Below are 24,718 nucleotides of genomic sequence, written 5' to 3' on the forward strand. Positions count from 1 at the left end.
GTTCTTTTATTTCAGTCTGAATAAATTAAGCTTCAAATGTGTTTCTTACCTTCGTCATATAACCAATATTTGGTTGTACGTTGATTTCTTCTAGCACATAATAAACGCGTTCGTTACGTAATGCTTTTGAAACTTCTGACTCCGGATCGTTTGCATCACCAAAGATGATAGCATTTGCAGAACATGCTGCCTGACACGCCATTTTGATATCCCCGTCCTTAACTTTACGGTTCTCCATCTTCGCTTGCAATTTACCTGCTTGGATACGTTGGATACACATTGAACATTTCTCCATAACACCACGTGAACGTGTAGTTACATCTGGGTTCAATACCAATTGCGTGAACTCATTGTTTAGATAGTTATCAAAACGTGAGTCATTCCAGTAGTTGAACCAGTTGAAACGACGTACTTTATATGGACAGTTGTTCGCACAGTAACGTGTTCCAAAACAACGGTTGTATGCCATATGGTTAAGACCTTCTGACGAGTGTACTGTTGCCAATACCGGACATACCGTCTCACATGGTGCGTGCTCACAGTGCTGACATAACATTGGTTGGTGTACCACGGTTACATCTTCGTAGTCAAGACCATCTGCTTTTGCAATTTCTTTTTCTTTCGTTAAAGAAGCCTCACCATTGTTTAAGGTATAATAACGGTCAATACGCAACCAGTGCATTTCACGACGACGACGAACCTCATCACGGCCTACAACTGGAATGTTATTTTCAACGTTACATGCTACAATACATGATCCACAACCTGTACATGCGTTCAAGTCAATCGCCATCACCCAACGGTGACCTGGTTGCTCAAACTTGTTCCATAAATCATATGTCTGGTGCGTATCAGAGAAACGACCGGACTCCGAGTTAGGATCTTTTAAGTATTTCGCGAATGAAGTCTCACGTACAATGTTACGTCCTTCAATCGTGTGGTGTGTTTGTGTTTGTGCTAATTCATAGATTCCTGATGCTTTGCTTACTGTTGCTTTAGCCGAAAACTGAATTGTTCCGTTTACTAAGCTTGCAAATGGATATGCATTCACACCTACATCATTTCCAGCTTTTCCTACTTTTGTACGGCCATAACCTACAGCTACTGAAACAGTACCCTTTGCTTGACCCGGTTGTAAGATTACTGGAAGATCAACTTTATAACCGTTAGCTTCAACTGTTACTTTTCCAGTTTCTTTAACGCCTAACTCTTCTGCATCAACCGGGTTAATAGCAGCATAGTTATCCCAAGTTACCTTAGATACTGGATCTGGCAACTCTTGTAGGTAAGCGTTATTCGCATAACGTCCATCACGGATGGAAGTTGATTCGTATAATTTTAATTCTACGCCTCCAGCAACACGTTTGCTATCATTAGTGATCGCTGTCGCTGCTGCATTTACATCTGCATTAGCTGTGTATGCTGAACCAGTTGTAGAACCTTTGAATACAAAACCTTGTTGCAATACATCTTTCCAAGTTTTTCCTGTACCTGCAAGAATGTTTGCTTCCCAAGTCTCTTTAACAAAATCGTGAATGTTTTTGTTAACACCAGCCCAGATCAATAAGGATTGTTCTGCTTGACGTGTGTTGAACACTGGGTTAATGGTCGGTTGAATGATGGTAAATAAACCTTCTTTAGCGGATGAATCTCCCCATGCTTCTAAGAATGTACAGTTTGGAGCAATTGCTTTCAATTCAGAAGCAGTCTCATCTGCACGGTCTGAGAAAGAAACCGAGTAATCGATTTTTGCTAAAGCAGCTTTTACATCATCAGTTTTGTAATAACTGTAAACCGGGTTACTGTTCAAGAAGAATGCTACCCCTACTTGTCCAGCTTTTGCAGCAGTTAAGAAGGTTTGGAAAGCAGCATCAGAACCCTGATGTTGTTTAGAGAAGTTATCTAAGTCAATGATCGATCCGTAAGCTCCAAGTGCGGAGTTGATCGCATTAACCAATACTTGTGTGTTGATGTCGTTCGAACCGGAAACAACCACAGCAGCACCTCTTGCATTTACTAGCTCTGCAGCTGCTAATTTCAAGATTTTAGTTGCTTTTGCATTGGTTGTACCACCTGCAACCGAAGAACCAGTAACCGCATTGTATAATGCGATCAATACAGCTCCTTCTTCTGAAGGCTTGATTGCTGCACGAACGTCTGCATTTGAACCAGTCATCGATAGACCAGACTCAAATTGGATATGACGTGACATCTTACCACCTTTTAGTGATTTGTGGTCACGGTTTTTAATGTAATCTTGCGTATGCTCTTCACCCGCTAACCAAGAACCTAAGAAGTCTGCTGCAACTGATACAACAACTTGCGCCTTGTCAAAGTGGTATGAAGGGATAACAGCTTTACCGAATGAAGCTCTGTTGGCTTCTAGAATACCGCTGTAAGAAACTGCATCAACCTGTACATGGTTAGTAGCAGGGTATTTCGCTGCTAAAGCAGCAATTGCAGCTAAAGTAGAAGGACTGTTAACACTGTCAGAAACAATGGTAATTTGTTTACCTGCTGCTTGCGCTTTGTTTAAGGCATCGATAACTGCTTTATCCATCTGCGCCCAACTTACATCCTTACCACCGATTTGTGGAGCTTGTAACTTAGACATGTCGTAAAGATCCAAGATAGAAGCTGTTGTGCTAGCATCTGTACCTTGGTTCAATCCAACTGCATTTGGGTTCGCCTCTAAGGAAATAGGACGTCCCTCACGAGTTCTAACGATTACACTCTGACCATTGAAGGAGGAAGCGTAGAAGTTAGGGATACCCGGGGTAATTTCTTCTGGTTTGATAACATAAGGAACTGCCTTATGAATTGGTGTACGGTTACACGCAGCTAATGTTACAGCGCCTAAACCGAAACCCAAAGCCTTTAAGAAATCACGACGAGGCGTCTTAGTACTTAAACCAGCTTCGTTTAACACATCTTCTACAGGAATAGACTCAGCAAACTCCCCTTTGCTTCCTTCAACAAAAGCAGGTGTTTGATTCAATTCTTCTAAGCCTTTCCAATATTTTTTATTGCTTTCCATTTAAGCTATATATAAGATTCTGTATTTCTAAATTAATTCATTAATAGTGACACTTACCACACTCTAATCCACCGATCATTGCAGCTGTCATTTTCTCACCTTTTTTCAATTTCTCGTGAGCTTCAATCAATTGATCGTAATAAGCATTATCCTTATTAACCTCAGTTGATTTGTGACAGTCCACACACCATTTCATGGTTAGTGGCGAGTATTGGTAAACTTCTTCCATATCCTGAATAGGACCGTGACATGTTTGACACTCCACACCTGCAACAACTACGTGTTGTGAGTGATTGAAGTATGCAAAGTCAGGTAAGTTATGGATTCTAACCCATTCGATAGGTCTAGTGTTTGTTCCATAAGTTCTTGTATCTGGATTCCAGTCTACTGCACGGTATAATTTAGCAATCTCTGGTGAGATGTTTCCATCATAGTGATCTGAACCTGTTACGGTGTTGTGACAGTTCATACATACGTTAGCAGATGGAATAGAGGCATTTTTCGATTTAAATGCACCACCGTGACAGTACTGACATTCAATCTGGTTAACCCCAGCGTGAATTTGGTGTGAGAATTTAATCGGCTGAACTGGTTTGTAACCTTGGTGAACACCTACGTTCCACATGGTCTGCCATCCCATTACACCTAATAAACCAACCACCATTAAGACTACAAAACCTACTAACTTCTTGTTTTTCAAGAATGCCTTAGCAAATTTCGCAGAACTGCTTTCACCAACTTCTTCGTGTTTCGCTTGCGCCTCAGCAATTGCTGCTTGGTTGTTCGCAATAACACGTTCTAAAGTTTTTGTAACACGGTTCAAAGCAAAGATAACAGCAACAGCAACTACGAATAAAGCTACTAAGCCGATGATCATCATCGTATTAGCATCTGAACTTGCAGCCCCACCACCAGTTGCACCAGCAGCAGCTTTCTTTTCTTCCATCTTCACTTTCTCAGCATCCAAGTAAGCTACGATGTCCGCAATGTCGCCTTCAGATAAACTCGCAAATGGAGTCATCACTGTTGGAAACTCTGCTTTCAACGCTACGGCTTGCTCATCGCCAGAATCAATCATGCCCTGAGGGTTGTGAATCCATTTCACGATCCAGGCCATATCTCGACGCTCGGATAAGCCAATCAAATCTGGACCAACACCTTTTCTTCCCATAGTGTGACACGACTGACAGGCGTTAGCCTTGAATAGCGCAGCACCATTCGCAGCATCCTGCGCATGCGTGGTTGTAATAACGGCAAAAAACAATACCAAACTGATTGATATTGACTTCGCAAGTCTTCCCAAAACGGATGAGATATTTCTCATATTTAGCACTTTATACTATTTTATGTGTAATAATTAATTGTTGACTCTCTACTACTGGTACACAATACCGTACAAAACAATGCACAAAAGTATAACTTATTAAGCAATCCCTGACAATTTGATGACGTAATTTATCAATTTATAATCATTCTAAATAGGTTGCTCTAAATAGCCCCAAACGCTCGAAAAATAACATTAGCCTGATCTTTCTCCTCAGATTTTTTAGTAACTTAGTCTACTCATGAAAACAATATTTTGCATATTATTTACTTTCATTTTCTACGGTTGTGCACAGTCACAACCGCCTAAATCTACTAAGCTTATGAACGACAGCAGCAAATATAACAGCCTTACTCCGGAAGAACAGTATGTCATCCTCCAAAAAGGCACCGAAAGGCCTTTTACTGGCGAACTATTAAACAACAAAGCTCAAGGGACTTATGTCTGCAAGCGCTGCGACGCCCCATTATACCTTTCCAAGGACAAATTTGAATCGCACTGTGGTTGGCCAAGCTTTGATGATGAAATCAAAGGCGCAGTACGCCGAGAAACAGATGCTGACGGGCGTAGAACAGAAATTTTATGTGCCAAATGCGGTGCTCACCTTGGCCATGTTTTCGAAGGTGAAGGATTCACCGCCAAAAACACCAGACACTGCGTCAACTCCATTTCCATGAAATTTGTTCCTCTAGAGAAAAAATAATCAAGAACAAGTAAAAACAGTGTTTTAAAAAAATTAACAGGACGAAGCTCAACTCGTCCTTTTTTTGTCTCTAAAAAAATTACTGCAAGTAGTCAAACCTTAAAAATAGGATAAAATAAAAACCATAATAATCGGATATATTACCACTCTCACGAATGCAGTCCTCTTTTATTTCACTCCCAGGTCTTTTGTCTATTGTCTGTAGTCTCATCGTCTTTCAGAGGGGTTTTAGTCGTGACACCTTCGGATCTCCTTCGGAACTTGTTCGGATCTCGTTCGGATCTCGTTCGGTTCCGACCGAACGAGTTCCGAAGGAGATCCCTATCATATCCAAGGAAATTCCGTGAGAATATCACATGAAAACCCAAGGAAACCCGAACTTAAAACATGGAAATATAGAACAAAAGGATAAAAGAATAGCCCCAAAGCGGAAGGTCTACAGTGCTCATCCTTATTTGGGGCTATGTTTAGATTTTATGAAGAGAAATAGCTGTTCTCCTGCTTATGCAAATGGCTTGATTTGCTTAGCCGACTACTTCTTCTGGAATTCGAGAAGAACCGCGGATTTGCAATTCACTTGGAATAACAATCTTTTGCAATTCTTTATTTTTTCCTTTGATTTCATTCAACAAGGTGTGAATCAATTCATTGGCAATAGCTGCAGTATCTTGCGTCACAACGGAAATACCTGGTTCATACAAACTAAATAACGTGTGATCATCAAAAGCAACCATATGTGGCAATTCCATATTATATTGTTTCACCGCCATTAGTCCTTTAATAGCCAGGTAATTGGTCGCAAACAATACCGCATCCAAATTATTGCTGTCAATGAAATCGTGCAATTGCTCGATTGAGGAATCCTCATCCTCATCAATTTTGATTTTCTTAATGAATGCCTGTTGTTCAAAATCATCGATTGCTTTCATGTAACCATCTAAACGGTCGCGCATTTGGGTTTGGTTCGAGAATAAGGAAACAAAACCAACACGTTTATTATTTGGGTTTTCCAATAGGTGTTTGGTAGCATTGAAAGCACCGTTAAAGTTATCCAAAACAACATAGTTGGTTTCCAAACTCGGAATGTATCGGTCAAATAAAACCACCGGAACATTGTTTTTTAGCAGGTTTTCTATGGTATCATCCAAACCTTCGGGAGGTGTAATGATATACCCATCCACTTGACGGTCATAGAACAATTGAATTAATTCCTTGGCTTTGGTCACGTCATTATCCATGCTACAATAGATGATGTGGTAGCCATTATCATAGGCAATTCGTTCAATAAATTTTGCTACATTCGAGAAAAAGGGATTGGAAATATCCTCGACGATCAGGCCCAATATCTTTGATTGACCAGTACGCAGACTTTGTGCCAGTTGGTTAGGCTTATACCCTACCTTCTTAACATAGTCCAATACACGCTTGGTAAGTCCCTCACTGATCCTTTTTTCTTTGGCTTTGCCATTTAAGATAAAGGATACAGTCGTTACGGAGACGCCCAGATTCTTGGCAATGTCACTGATCAAAATACGTTTCTTCATTTTTTTAGGTTAGCTGTTGATAGTTAAAATCTACCAAATATATAAAAACAGCTAAATTTTAGCAAATAAATGCTAAATAATTCGCTAAATAAAATGCTAAAAGGGTTTAAACGAATTAAAAATGTACATTTGTAATAAACAATTTTTAAACTTAGCATATATGATAACCTTAAACAAGCTGAAAGCCGCATCAATATTTTCGGTTTTAAGTCTGCTTTCTTTTCAAGGAAATGCGCAAGAACTGACGAAATATGTAGATCCTTTTATCGGTACTGGCGGTCATGGACATACCTATCCTGGAGCTACCGTACCTTTCTCTCTGGTTCAACTGTCACCTGATAATGGCAAAGGCGGTTGGGACTGGGTCAGTGGTTACCACATTAGTGCAGACTCCATTGCTGGATTTAGCCATATGCATTTGAGCGGAACCGGAATAGGCGATTGGTTGGATATTGCTATTATGCCACTAGTTTCGCCAAAATATCAGCATCAGCTGGATACTCGGGTTAAATTTGACCATCAGAATGAGCAAGCTAGCCCTGGTTATTATTCTGTAAAACTTCAAAACGGCATTCAGGCCGAACTAACGGCAACGGAACGTGTGGGTTATCATCGGTATCAATTTCCTCAAGGTTCGGAAGCAACCATTCGTTTAGACCTTAACCATGCATACAATTGGGATAAACCTACAAAAACTGCAATCCGCATTTTGAACGACAGCACGGCGGTTGGGTATCGTTATTCAACAGGCTGGGCAAATAAACAGCATGTTTACTTTGCTATTCGTTTCTCAAAACCATTTGCGAAATACTTGTTGAACGGTAACAAGACTATGGATAAAGATGTGGAATTGGAATTGAAGCAAGGCATGTCAGCAAGTTTAGCTCCCAATGCCCAATTTATCTTCGCTGATTCCAATCCGGTAGAATTAAAAGTTGCCTTATCGACTTCAAACGAAGAAAAAGCATTGGCAGCCCTACAGGAGATCCCGAGTTGGAATTTTCAAGCTGTAAAAGCAAATGCGGAAGCAAAATGGGAAAAAGAATTAGGAAAGATCAAGGTGGTTTCCTCAGATGAACGATTGAAAAAAATATTCTATTCGGCTTTATACCACACAGCGGTATCCCCTACCCTTTATTCGGACCAAGATGGTGCATACAAAAACTATAAGGGAGAGGTTCATAGCATGGCAAATGGCGGACAACGCTACACCTTATTTTCTCTTTGGGATACTTTCCGTGCCCTAAAGCCGCTTTTTACCATTACACAAGCAGATCGTTATACGGATATGCTAAACAGCATGTTGGCTTTTTACGATGAGAATGGTCTATTGCCTGTTTGGGATCTAAGCACCTTTGAGACCAATACCATGACGGGATACCACGCTATTCCTGTTTTAGCAGATGCTATTTTGAAGGATTGGCCAGGATTGGATCAAGAACGTGCTTATAAAGCCATGCTAGGTAGTGCATTTCAGAAAATAAGGGAAGTACCTGCTTATATCGAGTATGGCTATGTTCCGCAAGATGTAAATGGTGGATCTGTAACCAAAACATTGGAATATGCTTTTGATGATTACTGTATCTCCTTAGTTGCTAAAAAACTAGGTAAAACTGCGGATTACGAAGCTTTTACGAAAAGAGCTAAAAACTACCAACATCATTTTGATCCTAAGAGTGGTTTCATGCGCGCAAAATTGAAAGACGGTTCATTCGTTGAGCCATTTGATCCATTCTATTCCGAACATGATTTTGACAAGAGCCAATACATTGAGGGTAATGCATGGCAACATTCTTTCTTCGTGCCACATGATGTACGCGGTTTAGCGAATTTATTTCCTAAGAAAGATGGACTAGACAAGATGCTGGATAAATTATTTGCTGCACCTTCCTATATGACTGGCGAAAACAAATCGCCTGATGCGAGTGGATTCATCGGGCAGTATGCTCATGGAAATGAACCAAGCCACCATATTGCATACATGTATAGCTATTTGGGTAAACCGTGGAAGACGCAGGAGAAAGTACGTACTATTTTGGATTCCATGTATCATGATCGTCCAGATGGCTATGCAGGAAACGAAGATGCAGGTCAAATGAGTGCTTGGGCAGTATGGTCAATGATGGGCCTATACCCTGCATCTCCGGTAAATGGGGAATATGTATTTGGAAGCCCTTCATTGGACGGAGCACATATCAGCATGCCAAGTGGCAAAACCTTTAGCATCGTAGTGAAAAACAACAGTCCTAAGAATGTTTACATCAAGTCGGTACGTTTGGATGGCAAGATTTACAACAAATCCTACATTCGCCACAGCGATATGTTGAATGGCGGAACGCTAGAGTTCCTCATGTCGGACAAACCAAACAAGAAATTTGGCAAGCACAAGAAGAATCAGCCAACTTCTATGGAAAATTAAACAATTCCCTCACTCTAACGTTTTGTCATAAAATACCCTTAGGTATGCATTTTGATAAATTAGGGAAAGGAGAAAAGAAAAATGACAGATTTTAACAACAACATTAACATAAAGGACATTCAAGACAACAATCCTGAGGATTTTTACAAAAACTTCAAGGAGAAATTAATCGATGTAGAGAATTTCCCTACAATCTACACCTTTAAATTCATCGTTAAAAGCGATTCAGACAAAGGAGATCAAGTGAAAGCGCTTTTTACCCATCCGAGTGCTAAGTTCTCGGAGAAATCTTCCTCAGGTGGTAAATACACATCGATATCGGTTGAGAACTTTGTAAACAATGCCGATGAAGTAATTGATTATTACAAAAAAGTCGCAGAAATACCTGACGTGATGATGTTATAACCAAAAAAGGGATGCCAAAATGGCATCCCTTTTTTGGTTAGTATTTAGTATTTAGTACAGAGTAGTTAGACCTATTGGCGGGATAGATTTATGGAGTACTAAAGCGGTCGAAGCATGCTTCGACCCTACAGTTAGGGACGTTTTAGGTTGTATTTTCCACGTTATCGGTAGGGTCGATGCATGCATCGACCGTTAATAAATAAAACCTAAAAACCTTACATCTGGTGTCTGATGTCTATCATCTGTTTTCTATCAACACAAAACACGGGCGGACATTCCGTTCGTTCTCGTCAGGGATAAATCCCTTTCCCTCGAACTCACTCAGTACCGCCCCTACCTTACGTACTATCTAGATAGTTTGATTTTAGGCAATTAGTAGCTCCCATACGTAGGGGCAGTACTAAGCACAGCGGTATGTCTGCCCGATATAGAAAGTAGTATTTAGTAGATAGACCTATTGGCGGGATAGCAGAAACGCTATTTACAACTCAGAGCGAAGCGATGAGTCTCCACTCCTCCCCCCACAGGAACACGTCATCGAGAATCGAAGATGATCGAACTTCAAACCATGCACATCAGAATAAGTAAATAAGTTGAAATTGAGTTAGATAAAGTGCGGTCGAAGCATGCTTCGACCCTACAGTTAGGGACATTTTAGACTATATTTTCCACGCTATCGGTAGGGTCGATGCACGCATCGACCGCTAATAAATAACACCTACCCACCTATCTATTTTCTAATATCTAATAGCGAAGCGGTCTCATGTCTCATATCTAGTAGCAAAGCGGTCTCACCTCAATACTATATACTAAAAAAAGAGCGCCTCATCAGCGCTCTTTTTGTTTCAACTATCCTTCTTTCGGTTTGTCTTCCTTAGGAGGTCTTGGCAATAAAGCTTTGCGGGAAAGCTTCAATTTACCTTGTTTGTCGATATCTAATAATTTAACGGTTACCATATCGCCTTCTTTGAATACGCCGTCCATTGTTTCCAGACGTTTCCAGTCGATTTCAGAGATATGTAGTAATCCATCTTTACCTGGCATGATTTCAACGAATGCACCGAAAGGCATAATCGTTTTCACTTTACCTTCGTATACTTCACCGATTTCTGGTTTAGCAGTGATGGCTTTGATACGTGCTAATGCAGCATCAATAGATTCTTTGTTATCAGCGAAGATTTGTACAACACCTTTGTTATCCACTTCTTCGATAGAGATGGTTGCACCAGTTTCACGTTGCATTTCTTGGATGATTTTACCACCAGGTCCGATAACTGCACCGATGAATTCCTTATCAATGATGATTTGGATGATACGTGGAGCGTGTGGTTTGTAATCCTCACGTGGTTTAGTAATGGTTTTCGCCATTTCTCCTAAGATGTGAAGACGAGCTTCTTTCGCTTGGTCCAATGCTTGGGTTAATACTTCCCATTTCAAACCATTGATTTTTAAGTCCATCTGACATCCTACGATACCTTTTTCTGTACCTGTAACTTTAAAGTCCATATCACCCAAGTGATCTTCATCACCTAAGATATCAGAAAGGATAGCATACTTTCCGGTTTTCTCGTCAGTAATCAATCCCATTGCAATACCTGATACTGGAGCTTTGATTTTCACACCTGCATCCATTAATGCTAATGTACCAGCACAAACAGTAGCCATAGATGAAGAACCATTGGACTCTAGGATATCAGAAACAACGCGGATTGTGTATGGGTTATCCTCTCCTGGAAGAACCTGCTTCAAGGAACGCATAGCCAAGTTACCGTGTCCTACTTCACGACGACCCGGACCTCTGTTAGGTCTTACTTCACCTGTAGAGAATGCTGGGAAATTGTAGTGTAATAAGAATTTATTGTATCCGTGGAAGAAAGCACCATCAATCATTTGCTCATCATCCTTAGAACCTAAGGTTACAGATGTTAAGGATTGTGTTTCTCCACGAGTAAAGATTGCTGATCCGTGTGCTGCAGGTAAGTAATCTACTTCTGTCCAGATAGGACGTACCGTACGAACATCACGACCATCAAGACGAATTCCTTCGTCTAATACCAAGTTACGAACAGCATCATACTGTACGTCATGGTAATATTTCTTCAATAAGAATGCAGTTTCATCGTCAATCTCTTCACCTAAAGTTTCAAAGAATGCTTTACCGATTTCTGCAAATTTCTCAGTACGGTCATGTTTAGAAGAACCCGATTTTGCTATAGCGTATACTTGATCGTAAGTAGCAGCATAGATAGCATCACGCAATTCTGGATTGCTAGGCTCGTGTTCAGCATTACGTTTTTCTTTAACTCCTACTAGGTTAGCTAATTCAACCTGAGCAGCAACTTGTTTTTTGATCGCTTCGTGAGCAAAAGCAATTGCCTCTACCATTTCGGTTTCAGAAATTTCTTTACATTCACCTTCCACCATCACGATATCTTGTGCAGAACCTGCAACGATAAACTCTAAGCTTGCGTTTTCTAATGCAGACACAGTAGGGTTAATTACTAACTGACCATCTACTTTCGCTACACGAACTTCAGAGATAGGACCATTGAATGGAATATCCGAAACCGCGATAGCAGCAGATGCAGCAAGACCAGCTAATGCATCAGGCATAATCTCTTTATCAGCAGAGATTAAAGAAACCATCACTTGGGTATCTGCGTGATAGGTATCTGGGAATAATGGACGTAAAGCACGGTCAATCAAACGAGAGATTAATACCTCATAGTCTGATAATCTTGCCTCACGACGTAAGAAACCACCAGGGATACGACCAGTAGCCGCATATTTCTCTTGATAATCTACCGATAAAGGAAGGAAATCTGTTCCCGGCTTAGGTTCTTTAGCAGAAACAACTGTTGCTAACAACATCGTAGCACCTTGTTTCAACACAACTGATCCATCAGCTTGTTTAGCTAATTTTCCAGTCGACAATTCAATAGGTGCTAATCCGCCACCCATTTCAATTGTTACTTTCTTTTCGTTATAACTCATTGTTTTTTCATTGTGATGCATTTGCGTCATTTGTCATGCATCAATTTATTTGACCTTTTTAATCCGCACAAAGGTAAATAAAATTTTAGCTAATCGTATTGATGTACGTTTTTTTATAAGATAGGCATGAATTGGAAGGGGAGACAATAGATGGGAGACATTAGAGGACAGACATTAGACGACGGACAAACCAAAGTCTGTTTTCTTTTGTCTATTATCTGTTGTCTCAACTACTAACTACTGCCCGTAGGGCTCAGCGGTCTCATATCTCATATCTCACATCTATCAACAACAAAGCCTCAACAAAAATGCTGAGGCTTTGATAATACTTTTTACTAAAAGCTTATTTGATAATATCACGTAGACCTAATGCTTTAATGATAGCACGGTATCTGTTAATATCTTTTTTGTACAGGTAAGCCAATAAAGAACGACGCTTACCTACTAACATTTGTAGGGAACGTTGTGTGTTAAAGTCTTTTCTGTTTTTTTTCAAATGCTCTGTTAAGTGAGCAATTCTTTTAGTGAATAAAGCTACTTGTCCTTCTGCAGAACCAGTGTTTGCTGCTGCACCTGCAAATTCTGCGAAGATATCAGCTTTGTACTCTTTACTTAAATACATTCTTGAATAATATTAAAGCGTTAAAAATTTAATTAATTGGATGCAAAGATAATGGCTTTCATCCAATTATGAAAATATATCTTTCTTTATCTTCCTTTTAAACCTTGATATAGATTTTCTTTTGGTCTAACCAGTAACAAATTGCCCACATGAATGCTAGAAAACAAAGGGAGTAAGCAAATGAGCCCACTTCAGTAGGTCCAGGCAATTGTGCACATACATTTTTATAGAACCAAGCCAAAGGACTGGTAAATAATTGCACACCCTCTGCTGACACTCCATTAGGAATACGGATCAAAGCCAATGTTTTTGGCAACAAACCGCTTAAAACAAAGATAAACAGTGGGTTTTTACCAAATACATCAAAGAATTTGGTTAATGCATTCTTCACGCCTTGTACCTCGATATACCAAATCATGCCGCCTATGGTCATTATACCCAAGCCTGTCGTGTATAATACATAGGAACTGGTCCATATTTTCTTATTAATAGGGAATCCTAATGACCAAGTCCAAGCAAGAACTACTAGGATAAATCCCGTTACAAACATACCGGATAACAATTTAAAGTGAGGTTCATTTGAGGCCGGCACTTTCGTCCATAACCAATCAACTTGCCCTTGCTTCTTAATAAATACACCTGCTAAATAACCAAACACAACTTGTATTACAGCTGGCAAAGCACTCATAAATCCTTCTGGATCAAATGGCACTCCCTCACCCTTGTACATATGCGCAACACCCAAGATTTGCTTGTCGATATCAGTTCCAAACCATCCTTCTAAAGAATAAGGATCGCCAGTTCCTAAGAATGCCGTTAATCCCCAATAGCCTAAAAGGACTGCAGCGGATATATAAATCAATGTTCTAGGTTTAAAATAATAGGCTAATACAGATGCAAAGAAATAGGCTATGGCAATTCGTTGTAATACACCTAAAATGCGTACGCCCTTTGTGGGATCGGCAGAGCTTACCCACTCACGGAATTGCAATGTCCCATCAACCCATTGTACAAAAGGAAACCAATTTAAGCCTAATCCAATTAAGAAAATCAATATGGTTCTCTTGATTACTTTTCTCCAAAACACCCCATCCCCTGCTTCTTGCAATCGAGGAATCACAAACGACATGGCATTACCGACTGCGAACAGAAAAAATGGAAATACCAAATCCGTTGGAGTACAACCATGCCAAGGTGCATGTTTTAAAGGGGCAAACATGGAGGACCAAGTGCCCGGATTGTTCACCATGATCATCAAAGCCACGGTAGCTCCTCTGAACACATCTAAAGAATAATAACGTTGTTTCATATGGGTAATAATTAAAGCTAATGTACGGCTTTAAGTGCATAATTAAAACCACATAATGCGGAAAGATAATCTAAACACGCACAATAACGCATGTTTTACAGAAGACATTATTAATCAATTAAGTAATGGTGCCTGACTTATTAAAAAAATTAAAAAGTATTTGTATGTTAAGATTATTTTAATTTAACTTTACGAAATCATTGTTAAAACGAATTAGCCTTGGAAAGCCTTAAATTATCGATACTTAAAAGTCTTTACTTTACAAATCCGCAATCGATTGCAGACCTTAGTCAATCGGCTGGAAAGAGCATTCCTAATACTACAAGTGCAATTAATAGACTTATTGAAGCTAATTTAGTGGAGCAAGACGGTTTAGCACCATCAACTGGAGGGCGTCGCGCAGCACAATTTATCTTAAATGCCAAGGCACTTCCAAACATCGTTAGTATTGCAATAGATCAGTTCTATTCCTCAGTTGTTGTTACAAACCTCAATAATGTATATCAAACAGCAATAAAAACGCAACAAATCACCTTAAAAGATTCCAATGCATTTGAACAGATTGTGGAATTAATTCAATCTGTTATTTCTGAAGCCAAGGATATTATTATTTACGCAGTAGGATTAAGCATGCCTGGTTTTGTGGATAGTAATTTAGGGAAGAATTATTCCTACTCTATTGACTCTCCATTCTATAATTTACAAGCCAACCTATCTAAACTAATAGATCTTCCTGTATTCATTGAGAATGATTCGTCGGCAATTGCTATTGCAGAGCATCATTTTGGACAGGCAAAACTGGCAAAGAATGTAATGGTTGTCAATATGAATTGGGGTGTAGGTTTGGGGATGATTATTGACAATGAACTTTATCGAGGACATTCGGGTTATGCTGGTGAATTCAGTCACATTCCCCTTTCTAATTTAAATAAGTTATGCTCTTGTGGAAAAGTAGGCTGCCTGGAGGTAGAGGCTTCTCTGTTAGCCGCGGTCGACATGGCAAAAGAACGATTAAAGGAACAAGCAGAATCCAAATTAAGTAAACCGTATCAAGAACAAGGCTATCTAACAGGAGATCAATTACTGACTGCTGCAATTAATGGAGATCAATTGGCCATTGAATGTGTTAGTCGTATTGGCTATATGTTAGGAAAGGGTATTTCGACCTTAATCCACATCATCAATCCAGAAATGGTTGTTATTTCTGGTCGAGGTGCAAAAGCAAAAGATGTCCTTAGCCCTCATATCCATGCGGCGATTTTAGAGTTTACCATTCATCGCCTTTCCAAAAATGTTAAAATCAAATTCAGTAAAACTGAACACATACAACTATTAGGCTCTACGTGCATATGCATTGCAAGAGCCGACAAAACCATTTATAAATCACAATTAAAGACTATTTTATAAACTATTAAAATTTAAAAAGTACAACACTATCAGGAATAAAAATCACAATTAATAGAAATTATTTACCAAAAATCAGTTTAAAAAATGAGCAAACTTTACGCTAAAAGCTGCAGTATAGTGCTTGTTATGCTATTGAGCATTTCGACATTATTTGCACAGCAGACTGTTACAGGACGAGTAACAGATGCAAACGGTCCTGTTGCCGGCGTTAGTGTGACTGTAGCAGGCACCAACCGTGCTACACAAACTAATGCGACTGGGCAATACAGCATTCAAGCTAACAATGGTGAAAAGCTACGTTTTACCATTATTGGTTATAGTTCCCAAGAAATCACCGTTTCTGGAACTTCACACAATGTTACCTTGAGTCAAGATGAGAGTAATATTGATGAAGTAGTGGTGACAGCAATGGGAGTAAAACGCGAAAAGAGATCTTTAGGATATTCTTTCCAAGAGGTTCAAGGAACAGCATTAACTGATGCTAGAGAGAATAACATTGCCAATGCTTTAAGTGGTAAGGTCTCTAACTTGCAAGTTATGAAAAGTTCAGGAGGTCCTGCTTCTTCGTCTAAAATCATTTTAAGAGGTTTTAATTCATTAACTGGGGATAACCAACCATTAATTGTTGTGGATGGAGTACCTATGGATAACTTCGTAGGAGCCTCAAACAATGACTTCTGGAACCCTACAGCCGATATGGGTGGTGGTCTTGGAGACTTAAACCCTGAGGATATCGAAAGTATGTCGGTATTAAAAGGTGGTGCAGCTTCTGCATTATATGGTTCTCGCGCGTCTAACGGTGTTATCTTGATTACAACCAAATCTGGTAAACAAAAAGATGGTGTTGGTATTTCCTACTCCACTATCACTGGTATGGAAAACATCTTTATGCTACCTGAATTGCAGAGTGAATTCTCTCAAGGTGCAGGTGGTATTTATGGTAAACAAGCTGGTACATCATGGGGTGAAAAAATCACTGGTCAGGAAGTAGAAACTTGGGACGGAAAGAAAATAAATTTGAAAGCATATGATAATATGCAGAATTTCTTCCAAACAGGATTTAATACAACTCAAAACATCAACTTCCAACAAGCTATTTCGGATAAAGTAAACCTTTACTCCTCAGCAACTTATCTCCATGACAACAGTAAAACTCCTGGCATGAAGCTAAATCGTTTAAATCTAATCAACCGTGTTAATGCTAAGTTTGGAGAAAGAAACCAATGGTCAACGGATGTAAAAGTACAATACATGAAAAACATGGCGTACAACCGTGCAGTTGGTGGACAGAACGATGGTAACTATTATGCACAGTTACTTTTATTCCCAAGATCTTTAGACATTACGCAATTCAGCACTGGAATGGACGAGCTTGGAGTTAACCAAACTTGGTATGTAGATCCTACAGAAGCTCCTGTAAACCCTTATTGGGCTATTCATAACAAGCTAAGCAACGATACACGTGATCGTTATTTGATGAATGCTACTGTTAAATATGATTTCAATAGCTGGTTAAGTGCTGATGTTCGCTTCGGAACAGACAATTACAACACCAAATATGAGAGCAAAACTTATACAGGAAGTAAAATCAACAACTCATATGGTACAGGTGTAGATAAGTTCTATGAAAACAACTACATCGCAAATATTACTGCAAGAAAAGACAATATCGTAGGCAAATGGGGAGGTTCATTAGCCTTATATGGTCAAATCATGGAATCCAACAGAAACTCCATTCATGCTTCTGCTGGAAACTTAAGAGTACCTAACTTATTCACTTTAGGAAACAATATTGGTAATCCTGGCATTTCGGAGTCTATCTATAAAAAACAAATCAACTCACTTTACGCGAGTTTAGACTTAAATTACAGCAATTACTGGTATATCACTTTGACGGCTAGAAATGACTGGACTTCAACGTTACACCCAGATAATAACAGTTATTTTTACCCTTCTGTAAGTTCATCCTTGATCGTATCGGATTTAATTAATTCAAATGGTCAAATGCCTTCATGGTTTAGCTTTGCAAAGATCAGAGCTTCTTACGCACAAACTGGACGTGATATGGATCCATACCAATTGTACAATACTTTCTCAGTTGGAAATGACCCTAACAATCACACCACAGCAAGTAAAGGAAATACTTTATTTGACCCTAGTGTAGTTAATGAATTGCAAAAGAGTTTTGAGGCTGGTTTTGAAACTAGATTCTTCCAAGATCGTTTAGGAATTGACTTTGCATACTATAAAACGAATTCTACCAATCAGCTATTAAGCATTCCATTAAATAACTTATCTGGATACCAATTCTTTATGGCGAATGCAGGTAATATTCAAAACGAAGGTTTTGAAGCAATTATTAATGCTAGCGTCTTTAGAGATACCCCATTTAAATGGAACATTGTTGCTAATTTCTCTAAAAACAACAACGAAATCTTAGAATTAACGGATGATGTAAAGCGTTTAAAGCTAGGTGGATTTGATGATGTTCAAGTATTTGCAGAAAAAGGCAAGAACTACGGTGCTATTTACGGTACTAAATTCCTTCGTGTTGAGGATGAATCATCAGAACACTATGGTAAATTAATTTTAAGTTCTCAAACAGGTCTTCCATCGAAGGCAGCAGGAGAGCCAGTTTATCTAGGCGATCAAACAGCACGTGCATTAGTAGGCTTAACCAACTCGTTCATGTACAAGAACTTTGGATTAAGCTTCCAAATTGATGGTCGTTTTGGCGGTAAATTCTTTGCTGGTACACACCGTGCAATCCAATTAAACGGTACTTCAGCGGAGACAGTTGTCAATGGCGATCGTAAGCCTTTCGTCGTAGACGGTGTTATTTCAAACAATGGTGCTTACGAAATCAATAAACAAGAGGTTACTCCAGAAAATTACTGGACAGCAGTTGCAGGTACTGGAAACTTGGGTATTACAGAACACAACTTATTAAGTGCGACCAATATTCGTGTCAGAAATGTGATGTTAAATTACAGCCTTCCACAATCCGTATTAGGCAACTCCGTTGTTAAAAATGCGAAAATCGGATTCTCTGTAAACAACGTGTTGATGTTGAAGAGTTATGGTAAAGGTGTAGATCCAGAATCTACTTTTGCCATCAATTCCAATGCAACTGGTTTTGAATACCTTTCATTCCCAACATCAAGATCTTATTTCTTAAATATTTCTGTAGGTTTTTAATTAGACAATCATGAAAAATATAATTTCAAAAATAACACTTGCTTTACTAATTGGGGGCATCACTGTTTCCTGTAGTAAATTTGAGGCACTAAATTCAGACCCTACGAAAGCGAGTGAAGATCAGGTAAAACCTGAATACTTTTTAAACAATTCCATTATCGGTGCTCAACAAGATCCACATGTTGGTGAGCGTGTATTCGTGTATTATTGGAAATCTGCATCGAGACAAAATTATGCCAATGTATTAAATATAGGATCGGATGATGATTCATTCAATGCTGATTATTGGCGATATATTTCAGAATGGTTAAACAATGTCAACTCAGCAATTGATATTACAGATTTGCATGCTGAAAAAGGCTTAACCAAGCCGTATCATGAAAATGTGAAGCAAGTTGCTCGTATTTGGAGAGCATACTTGATGAGTGAGCTTACAGATAATTTCGGCCCTGCTCCTATTCAATCATTTCAAGGTAAAAACCCTGAGTTCAACACGGTAAAGGATGTCTACTACTACTTATTGGATGAACTTAAAGATGCAAGCTCAAAAATCAACACTACAGTTGATGGCAGTGAGGTGAAAGATTATGACGCGGCATATGGTTTCAATTGGGATAACTGGATTCGTTATGCTAACTCCATGAGAATGCGTCTTGCAATGCGTCTTTCTGAAGTAGATGTGAACAAGGCTAAATCAGAATTTGAGGCAGCAGTGGCTACCAATAAATTTATTGAAAGCAGCGCTCAGAACTTCGGGGTTCAAGAAAAAGATGGTTGGGATCCTTTGACTGGTGTTATGTCCAGATCTTGGAATGCACAAATCCTTTCCGCTACTATGAACAATTTATATATTGGTTTAGGTGGTGTAAAAACAGAATCACAATTCTCCAGTGCGGCGATTAAAGCAAAGGTTAAACCTGAGAATGACATGGGTATCCGTTATCTACAACATTTCTCCACTATGTCTAATGATCCATCTCAAGGTTACTTATTAGATGGTTTACCTAATAAAATGGACCCAAGAGCATATAAAGCATTCTTTATTCCAGGAAACACATCAGATCCACAATATTGGTCAGCAGCAAATAACCAAACAGCTACTATTAAGGTTTCTGAAACTCAAACCGACACGTACAACATGACCAACACTTGGAATGCATTCAGTACAGGTACATGGGGTGGAAAAGCCTCCAACCTCGTTGTAAGAGGTCAGAACGGTCGTTTACCTGGTATGATTAACAGATTTAGAACGAGTAAGGAGAAACGTCTATTCTTTGCTTCTTGGGAATCTTATTTCCTAATCGCAGAAGCAGCTTTAAGAGGCTGGGCAACTCCTATGAGTGATAAAGCAGCTTATGAAAGAGGAATTAAAGATAACTTCGAATATTGGGGTGCATCTCAGTTCCTAACAGAATATTTAGCTTCATCGAACTACAGTCGCGTAGGTACTTCCGTTAATTACGATCATATTACTGAACCTGGAGCTACATTTACAGCCACTTATAAAGACGCTTATACTGGAGCAACAGGAACTACGCAAATTGCTTATCCAAGTAATACCATTTATAAAAATGGTGCAGTTAAGAATGATAAATTAACGAAAATCATTACGCAGAAGTATCTTGCTTCTTTCCCTTATTTGGCATTAGAAGCTTGGAATGACCACCGTCGTTTGGGTTTACCATTCTTTGAAAACCCAGCAGTGGAGCAACCAATAGCAACAATACCACAATTAACTGCAGCTAATTACACTAAAAATCAAGTTAACTTTTTCCCGCAAAGATTGAGATACCCTTCTTCTTTCCGTACAGCCGATCAAGCTAACTATGATAAAGCAGTTTCCATGTTAGGTGGTGAAGATAATCTATTCACTCCATTATGGTGGGCAAAGAAAAACTAAAAATATAGGTTGATTATTGAAAAGATTCTCGTAGGACTCGCGCCTACGGGAATTCTTTTTTATAGCCCATTCAAATATAAAACCGCAAGTTTTTCAGTAAACTTGTAATCAAGCATAATCCTTATAACAATGATGTTTAAACTAACCGATATCAAAATTCTAATACTTTCCCTTTTCCTGCTATTCACGCAATTCCAGTTATTTGCTCAATCTGAACATAAAGAAGATAAAGCCCAATGGCTAGAAGATGCGCGCTTTGGCATGTTCATACATTGGGGGCTATACAGTGCCACAGAAGGAATCTGGAAGGGTGAGCGCTTAAGACATCCGAACAACTATGCTGAATGGATTCGTTATAGAAACCGCATCGGAGAAGCGGAATATGGAACATTAGCTAAGCGATTTGACTGGTCTAAGATCAATCCGGAGGAATGGGTCTTACTTGCGAAAAAAGCTGGTATGAAATACATCATTATCACCTCTAAACACCATGATGGTGTGGCGCTTTGGGATACCAAAGTTGGTGATTATTCTTTACTTAAATTAAGTGGCAGCAAACGTGATGTCATTAAGGAAATTGCCGAAGCATGTAAGAAACATGACATTAAGCTTTGTTTTTATTATTCCCATTGGATCGATTGGCAGCATCCTTATGCCTGGAATCACAACCAAGAGGTTACAGGGCGAGTTACAGATGCCCAATACGACCAATATTGGCAAGAAAAGGTAATCCCACAAGTCAGGGAATTGCTAACCAACTATGGTGATGTGGCCATGATGTGGTTTGATATGTGGATTCCTTATCAAAAAAGTATCATCAAGAAAGAGCAGCTTGAACAATTAGCAAACCTAATTCATGAATTACAACCCAATTGTTTAATTAACTCGCGTTTGGGTTTACCGATTGAAAACGAGCATGTGGATTTTGAAACCTTAGGTGATAACCAATTCGGTACAGCTTATACTGACCATGTGTGGGAGACTCCTGGTACAATAGCACACTCTTGGGGGTTCAACGCCTTAGAGAATGAATGGAAATCCAACAGCCAGCTCTTCCAATCCTTGATCAACAACATCAGCTTAAATGGTTCATATACATTAAATATTGGCCCTAGAGCAGATGGTTCAGTTCCTTATGAAGGTATCGAACGATTGGAGGCCATTGGCAAATGGTTAAGCAAGTACGGTGAAGCTGTATACAACAACCAAGGAATCAACATTCGTGCATCACAGCACGATTGGGGTAAGTTGACCCGTAACAAACTCAATAAAGCAGTTTACTTACATGTGTACAATTGGCCATTGGATAAGATCCTCCGTGTAACTGGGATTAATAGTAAGCCAAAAACAGTAGAACTTCTAACCTCCAATGGTAAAAAGCAGGCTTTGAAATTTCAGCAATGGGGACCTGTTATGCACATACAATGTCCTGATCAAGCCGCAGATCCATATGTATCTGTTATCAAGTTGACTTTTGACAACTTCCAATTAAACAATGAAGTCGTTGCAGAATCTACATTTGGCGGCTTTGCCTTGAATGCCAAAAATACCATCAGCAAGAACTTGGAGATTAAAGAATTTGACGGCACACGCCCAGACCACATCAAGCTTCAAGCAAAGCAGAAAGTACTATGGAAAGTATATATCCCTCAATCAGGAAAATACACTTTAGAAGTTTCCTTACATAATCCACAAAAGGAAAATGTACAGTTAAGCATTACTGTCAATGGAAAAAGCTACCAAGCAATCGCCAAACCGAATGGCAAAGTAACTGTAGAACCCAATGAAAATTGGTATGTAGAGGAGTTCCTTGATATCCCTATAGGACAATTAGATATCAGTAATCCACAAGAAATCCTAGTCGAAGTGGAAAGTAGTACGGCTGTTTTGTTTAATAAAATAGTATTGAGTAATTAGTATTGAGTAATTAGTATTGAGTATAAAGACTTATGGCATCTAACCATAGTTTCTAGTTATAAAAAACGTGCAAAATAATATTTTGCACGTTTTTTTATTGAGTTATAAGTCTAACTACTAAATACTTACTACTACATACTAAATAGCAGCTGTCTTCTTTTTCAACCAAGCTTGTTCTTCTGGGCTTAGGTGACTTGATAGCTGCTCGTATACCCAAGCATTGTAGTTATTCAACCAACTAATATGCTTTTCTTCTAAAAGCGATTTATCCACTAAATCTGTAGCAATGTAACAGATAGTTAAAGTTTCAAAATTCATGAACTCGCCGAAGTAATTACTTTCAACTGCTTGTGTTAATACCAGGTTTTCAATACGGATGCCATATTTTCCTTCGCGGTATAAACCAGGTTCGATGGAGGTAATCATTCCTTCTTCAATCATGATGTCTACAGCTGCCATATTGAACACTTGAGGACCTTCATGCACATTTAAAAAGAAGCCAACACCGTGACCTGTTCCATGTCCATAATTACGTAAAGTTTCCCAAAGGGGGCGTCTGGTAATGGCATCGATTGAATATCCACGAGTCCCTTTAGGGAAGATCGCCATAGACCCCTCGATTGTACCCTTCAATACTAAGGTATAATCAGCACGTTCTTCATCTTGAATATTCCCTAAGGAAATTACGCGGGTAATATCGGTAGTTCCATCTTTATATTGACCTCCAGAATCCACCAATAATAAACCCTCTGGTTTTAATGTCGAATTACTGGTTTCCGTAGCTTTATAATGTGGTAATGCACCATGTTCTTTGTATCCAGCGATGGTATCAAAGGAGATGTCAACAAAACCTTCTGAAGCAGCTCTTAATCCTTGCAGGTGTTCTGCAATAGAAATCTCTGATAATTCTCCGCTAGCAACTTCCTCCTCTACCCATTTGAAAAATTTCGTTAAAGCAACACCATCTTTCACCATAGCATGGCGCGTATGCGAAGCTTCCACACTATTTTTAACTGCTTTCAAAATAGTCGATGGATTCATGTCTTCAACCAGATCCACAGAATCTTTCACTGAATCATAGATAGAAAAACAAGTTTTCTTTGGATCCAATAAGATTCGACCATCGCTAATATTAGCTACCGCATCAAATGCTTTTTCATAAGACTCTACTTCTACTCCTGCTTTGTTTAAAGCTTGAATATTTTCAGCTGATAATTTGCCATCACCGATGAACAAGGTATTTTTATCCGGTTGGATTAAGAAGAATCCTAATACCACAGGATTACAATGCACATCATTACCACGGATATTTAGCAACCAAGCTAAATCATCCAATGAAGAAACCAGGTGAGAATCGATACGCTTGTCTGCCAATCTAGCTTTCACTGCTTCAATTTTGGAAGTAGTAGATTGACCTGTGGTAGACTCATCGATCAAATAAGCTTTCTCTGCAGGTAATGCCGGACGGCTTTCCCAAATAGGATCTAGCAAATCCAAATGACCATTCACCTCAATACCTAAAGGAAGCAATTCTGCTTGTACTGCCTGTGCAACAGCCACCGCTGCTAAATTACCATCGAATGCTACTGTATCGCCTTTTTTAAGGTTCTTAGCAAGCCAAGTTGCATATTCTGGTCGACCTTGAACCTGTAATTTCACCAATTCAAATCCGGTACCTTCCAATTGCTCATTAGCTTGTACAAAGTAGCGTGAATCGGTCCAAAGACCAGCGAAATCCGCTGTAATCACCAATGTACCAGCTGAACCAGTAAATCCTGAAGTCCAAGCGATACATTTGTATCGATCCGGTAAGTACTCGCTTATATGTGGATCAGAGGAAGGGATAATATAGCCATCTACAGCCTTTTCTTTCATCTCCTGACGGATGGAAGCTAATTTTTCGATGTATTTCATTGTTTAATTTTTAAGAATACGTGCA

At 39.2% G+C, this 24,718-nt stretch carries 14 protein-coding genes; 7 read left to right on the forward strand and 7 right to left on the reverse strand.

What is annotated here, in order from left to right; all coding sequences use genetic code 11:
• Positions 1–25: 25 nt before the first annotated feature.
• Both ABD676_RS03175 and ABD676_RS03180 read right to left on the reverse strand, forming a co-directional pair.
• The gene (locus ABD676_RS03175) at positions 26–3,037 is read right to left on the reverse strand and encodes a TAT-variant-translocated molybdopterin oxidoreductase (RefSeq protein ID WP_344673222.1); all 3,012 of its coding nucleotides are present in this window, start codon (positions 3,035–3,037) and stop codon (positions 26–28) included.
• A 40-nt stretch (positions 3,038–3,077) separates the two neighbouring features.
• Positions 3,078–4,361: a cytochrome c3 family protein gene (locus ABD676_RS03180; RefSeq protein WP_344673223.1), complete on the reverse strand. Its 1,284-nt coding sequence runs from the start codon at positions 4,359–4,361 to the stop codon at positions 3,078–3,080.
• Between the two features lie 241 nt (positions 4,362–4,602).
• On the opposite strand from ABD676_RS03180, the gene ABD676_RS03185 reads away from it, so the two are divergent.
• Positions 4,603–5,064, forward strand: a complete 462-nt coding sequence (locus tag ABD676_RS03185) for a methionine-R-sulfoxide reductase (protein WP_344673224.1) — start codon at positions 4,603–4,605, stop codon at positions 5,062–5,064.
• Positions 5,065–5,588: 524 nt separating this feature from the next.
• Here the strand turns inward: ABD676_RS03185 and ABD676_RS03190 are convergent.
• Positions 5,589–6,608 (reverse strand): LacI family DNA-binding transcriptional regulator, encoded by a 1,020-nt coding sequence (locus tag ABD676_RS03190; protein WP_344673225.1) that lies wholly within the window; start codon positions 6,606–6,608, stop codon positions 5,589–5,591.
• Positions 6,609–6,768: 160 nt separating this feature from the next.
• Between ABD676_RS03190 and ABD676_RS03195 the strand changes: the two genes are divergently transcribed.
• Positions 6,769–9,027 carry a GH92 family glycosyl hydrolase gene (locus ABD676_RS03195; protein WP_344673226.1) on the forward strand — a complete coding sequence of 753 codons (2,259 nt, stop codon included), beginning with the start codon at positions 6,769–6,771 and terminating at the stop codon, positions 9,025–9,027.
• 81 nt (positions 9,028–9,108) lie between these two features.
• A complete protein-coding gene (locus ABD676_RS03200) occupies positions 9,109–9,432 on the forward strand; it encodes a DUF493 domain-containing protein (RefSeq protein WP_344673227.1) in 324 nt (107 codons plus the stop codon).
• 849 nt (positions 9,433–10,281) lie between these two features.
• Here the strand turns inward: ABD676_RS03200 and pnp are convergent.
• The 3 genes from pnp to ABD676_RS03215 form a co-directional block, all read right to left on the reverse strand.
• Positions 10,282–12,426 (reverse strand): polyribonucleotide nucleotidyltransferase, encoded by a 2,145-nt coding sequence (gene pnp, locus ABD676_RS03205; protein ID WP_344673228.1) that lies wholly within the window; start codon positions 12,424–12,426, stop codon positions 10,282–10,284.
• 343 nt (positions 12,427–12,769) lie between these two features.
• Complete coding sequence (gene rpsO, locus ABD676_RS03210) at positions 12,770–13,048, reverse strand: 30S ribosomal protein S15 (protein WP_189625276.1); 279 nt, start codon at positions 13,046–13,048, stop codon at positions 12,770–12,772.
• Between the two features lie 97 nt (positions 13,049–13,145).
• Entirely contained in the window at positions 13,146–14,357 is a 1,212-nt protein-coding gene (locus ABD676_RS03215) for an acyltransferase family protein (protein WP_344673229.1), read from the reverse strand.
• Positions 14,358–14,576: 219 nt separating this feature from the next.
• On the opposite strand from ABD676_RS03215, the gene ABD676_RS03220 reads away from it, so the two are divergent.
• The 4 genes from ABD676_RS03220 to ABD676_RS03235 all read left to right on the forward strand — a co-directional run bounded on the left by ABD676_RS03220 (position 14,577) and on the right by ABD676_RS03235 (position 22,779).
• On the forward strand, positions 14,577–15,764 hold the full coding sequence (locus ABD676_RS03220; RefSeq protein ID WP_344673230.1) for an ROK family transcriptional regulator: 1,188 nt from the start codon (positions 14,577–14,579) through the stop codon (positions 15,762–15,764).
• An 84-nt stretch (positions 15,765–15,848) separates the two neighbouring features.
• Positions 15,849–18,962, forward strand: a complete 3,114-nt coding sequence (locus tag ABD676_RS03225) for a SusC/RagA family TonB-linked outer membrane protein (protein WP_344673231.1) — start codon at positions 15,849–15,851, stop codon at positions 18,960–18,962.
• 10 nt (positions 18,963–18,972) lie between these two features.
• Positions 18,973–20,862 carry a SusD/RagB family nutrient-binding outer membrane lipoprotein gene (locus ABD676_RS03230; protein ID WP_344673232.1) on the forward strand — a complete coding sequence of 630 codons (1,890 nt, stop codon included), beginning with the start codon at positions 18,973–18,975 and terminating at the stop codon, positions 20,860–20,862.
• A gap of 129 nt (positions 20,863–20,991) precedes the next feature.
• A complete protein-coding gene (locus ABD676_RS03235) occupies positions 20,992–22,779 on the forward strand; it encodes an alpha-L-fucosidase (protein ID WP_344673233.1) in 1,788 nt (595 codons plus the stop codon).
• 138 nt (positions 22,780–22,917) lie between these two features.
• Here the strand turns inward: ABD676_RS03235 and ABD676_RS03240 are convergent, their stop codons facing one another.
• Positions 22,918–24,693 (reverse strand): aminopeptidase P family protein, encoded by a 1,776-nt coding sequence (locus tag ABD676_RS03240; protein WP_344673234.1) that lies wholly within the window; start codon positions 24,691–24,693, stop codon positions 22,918–22,920.
• Between the last annotated feature and the right edge of the window lie 25 nt (positions 24,694–24,718).

The sequence above is a fragment of the Sphingobacterium kyonggiense genome, assembly GCF_039536825.1.
Taxonomy (GTDB): Bacteria; Bacteroidota; Bacteroidia; order Sphingobacteriales; family Sphingobacteriaceae; genus Sphingobacterium; species Sphingobacterium kyonggiense.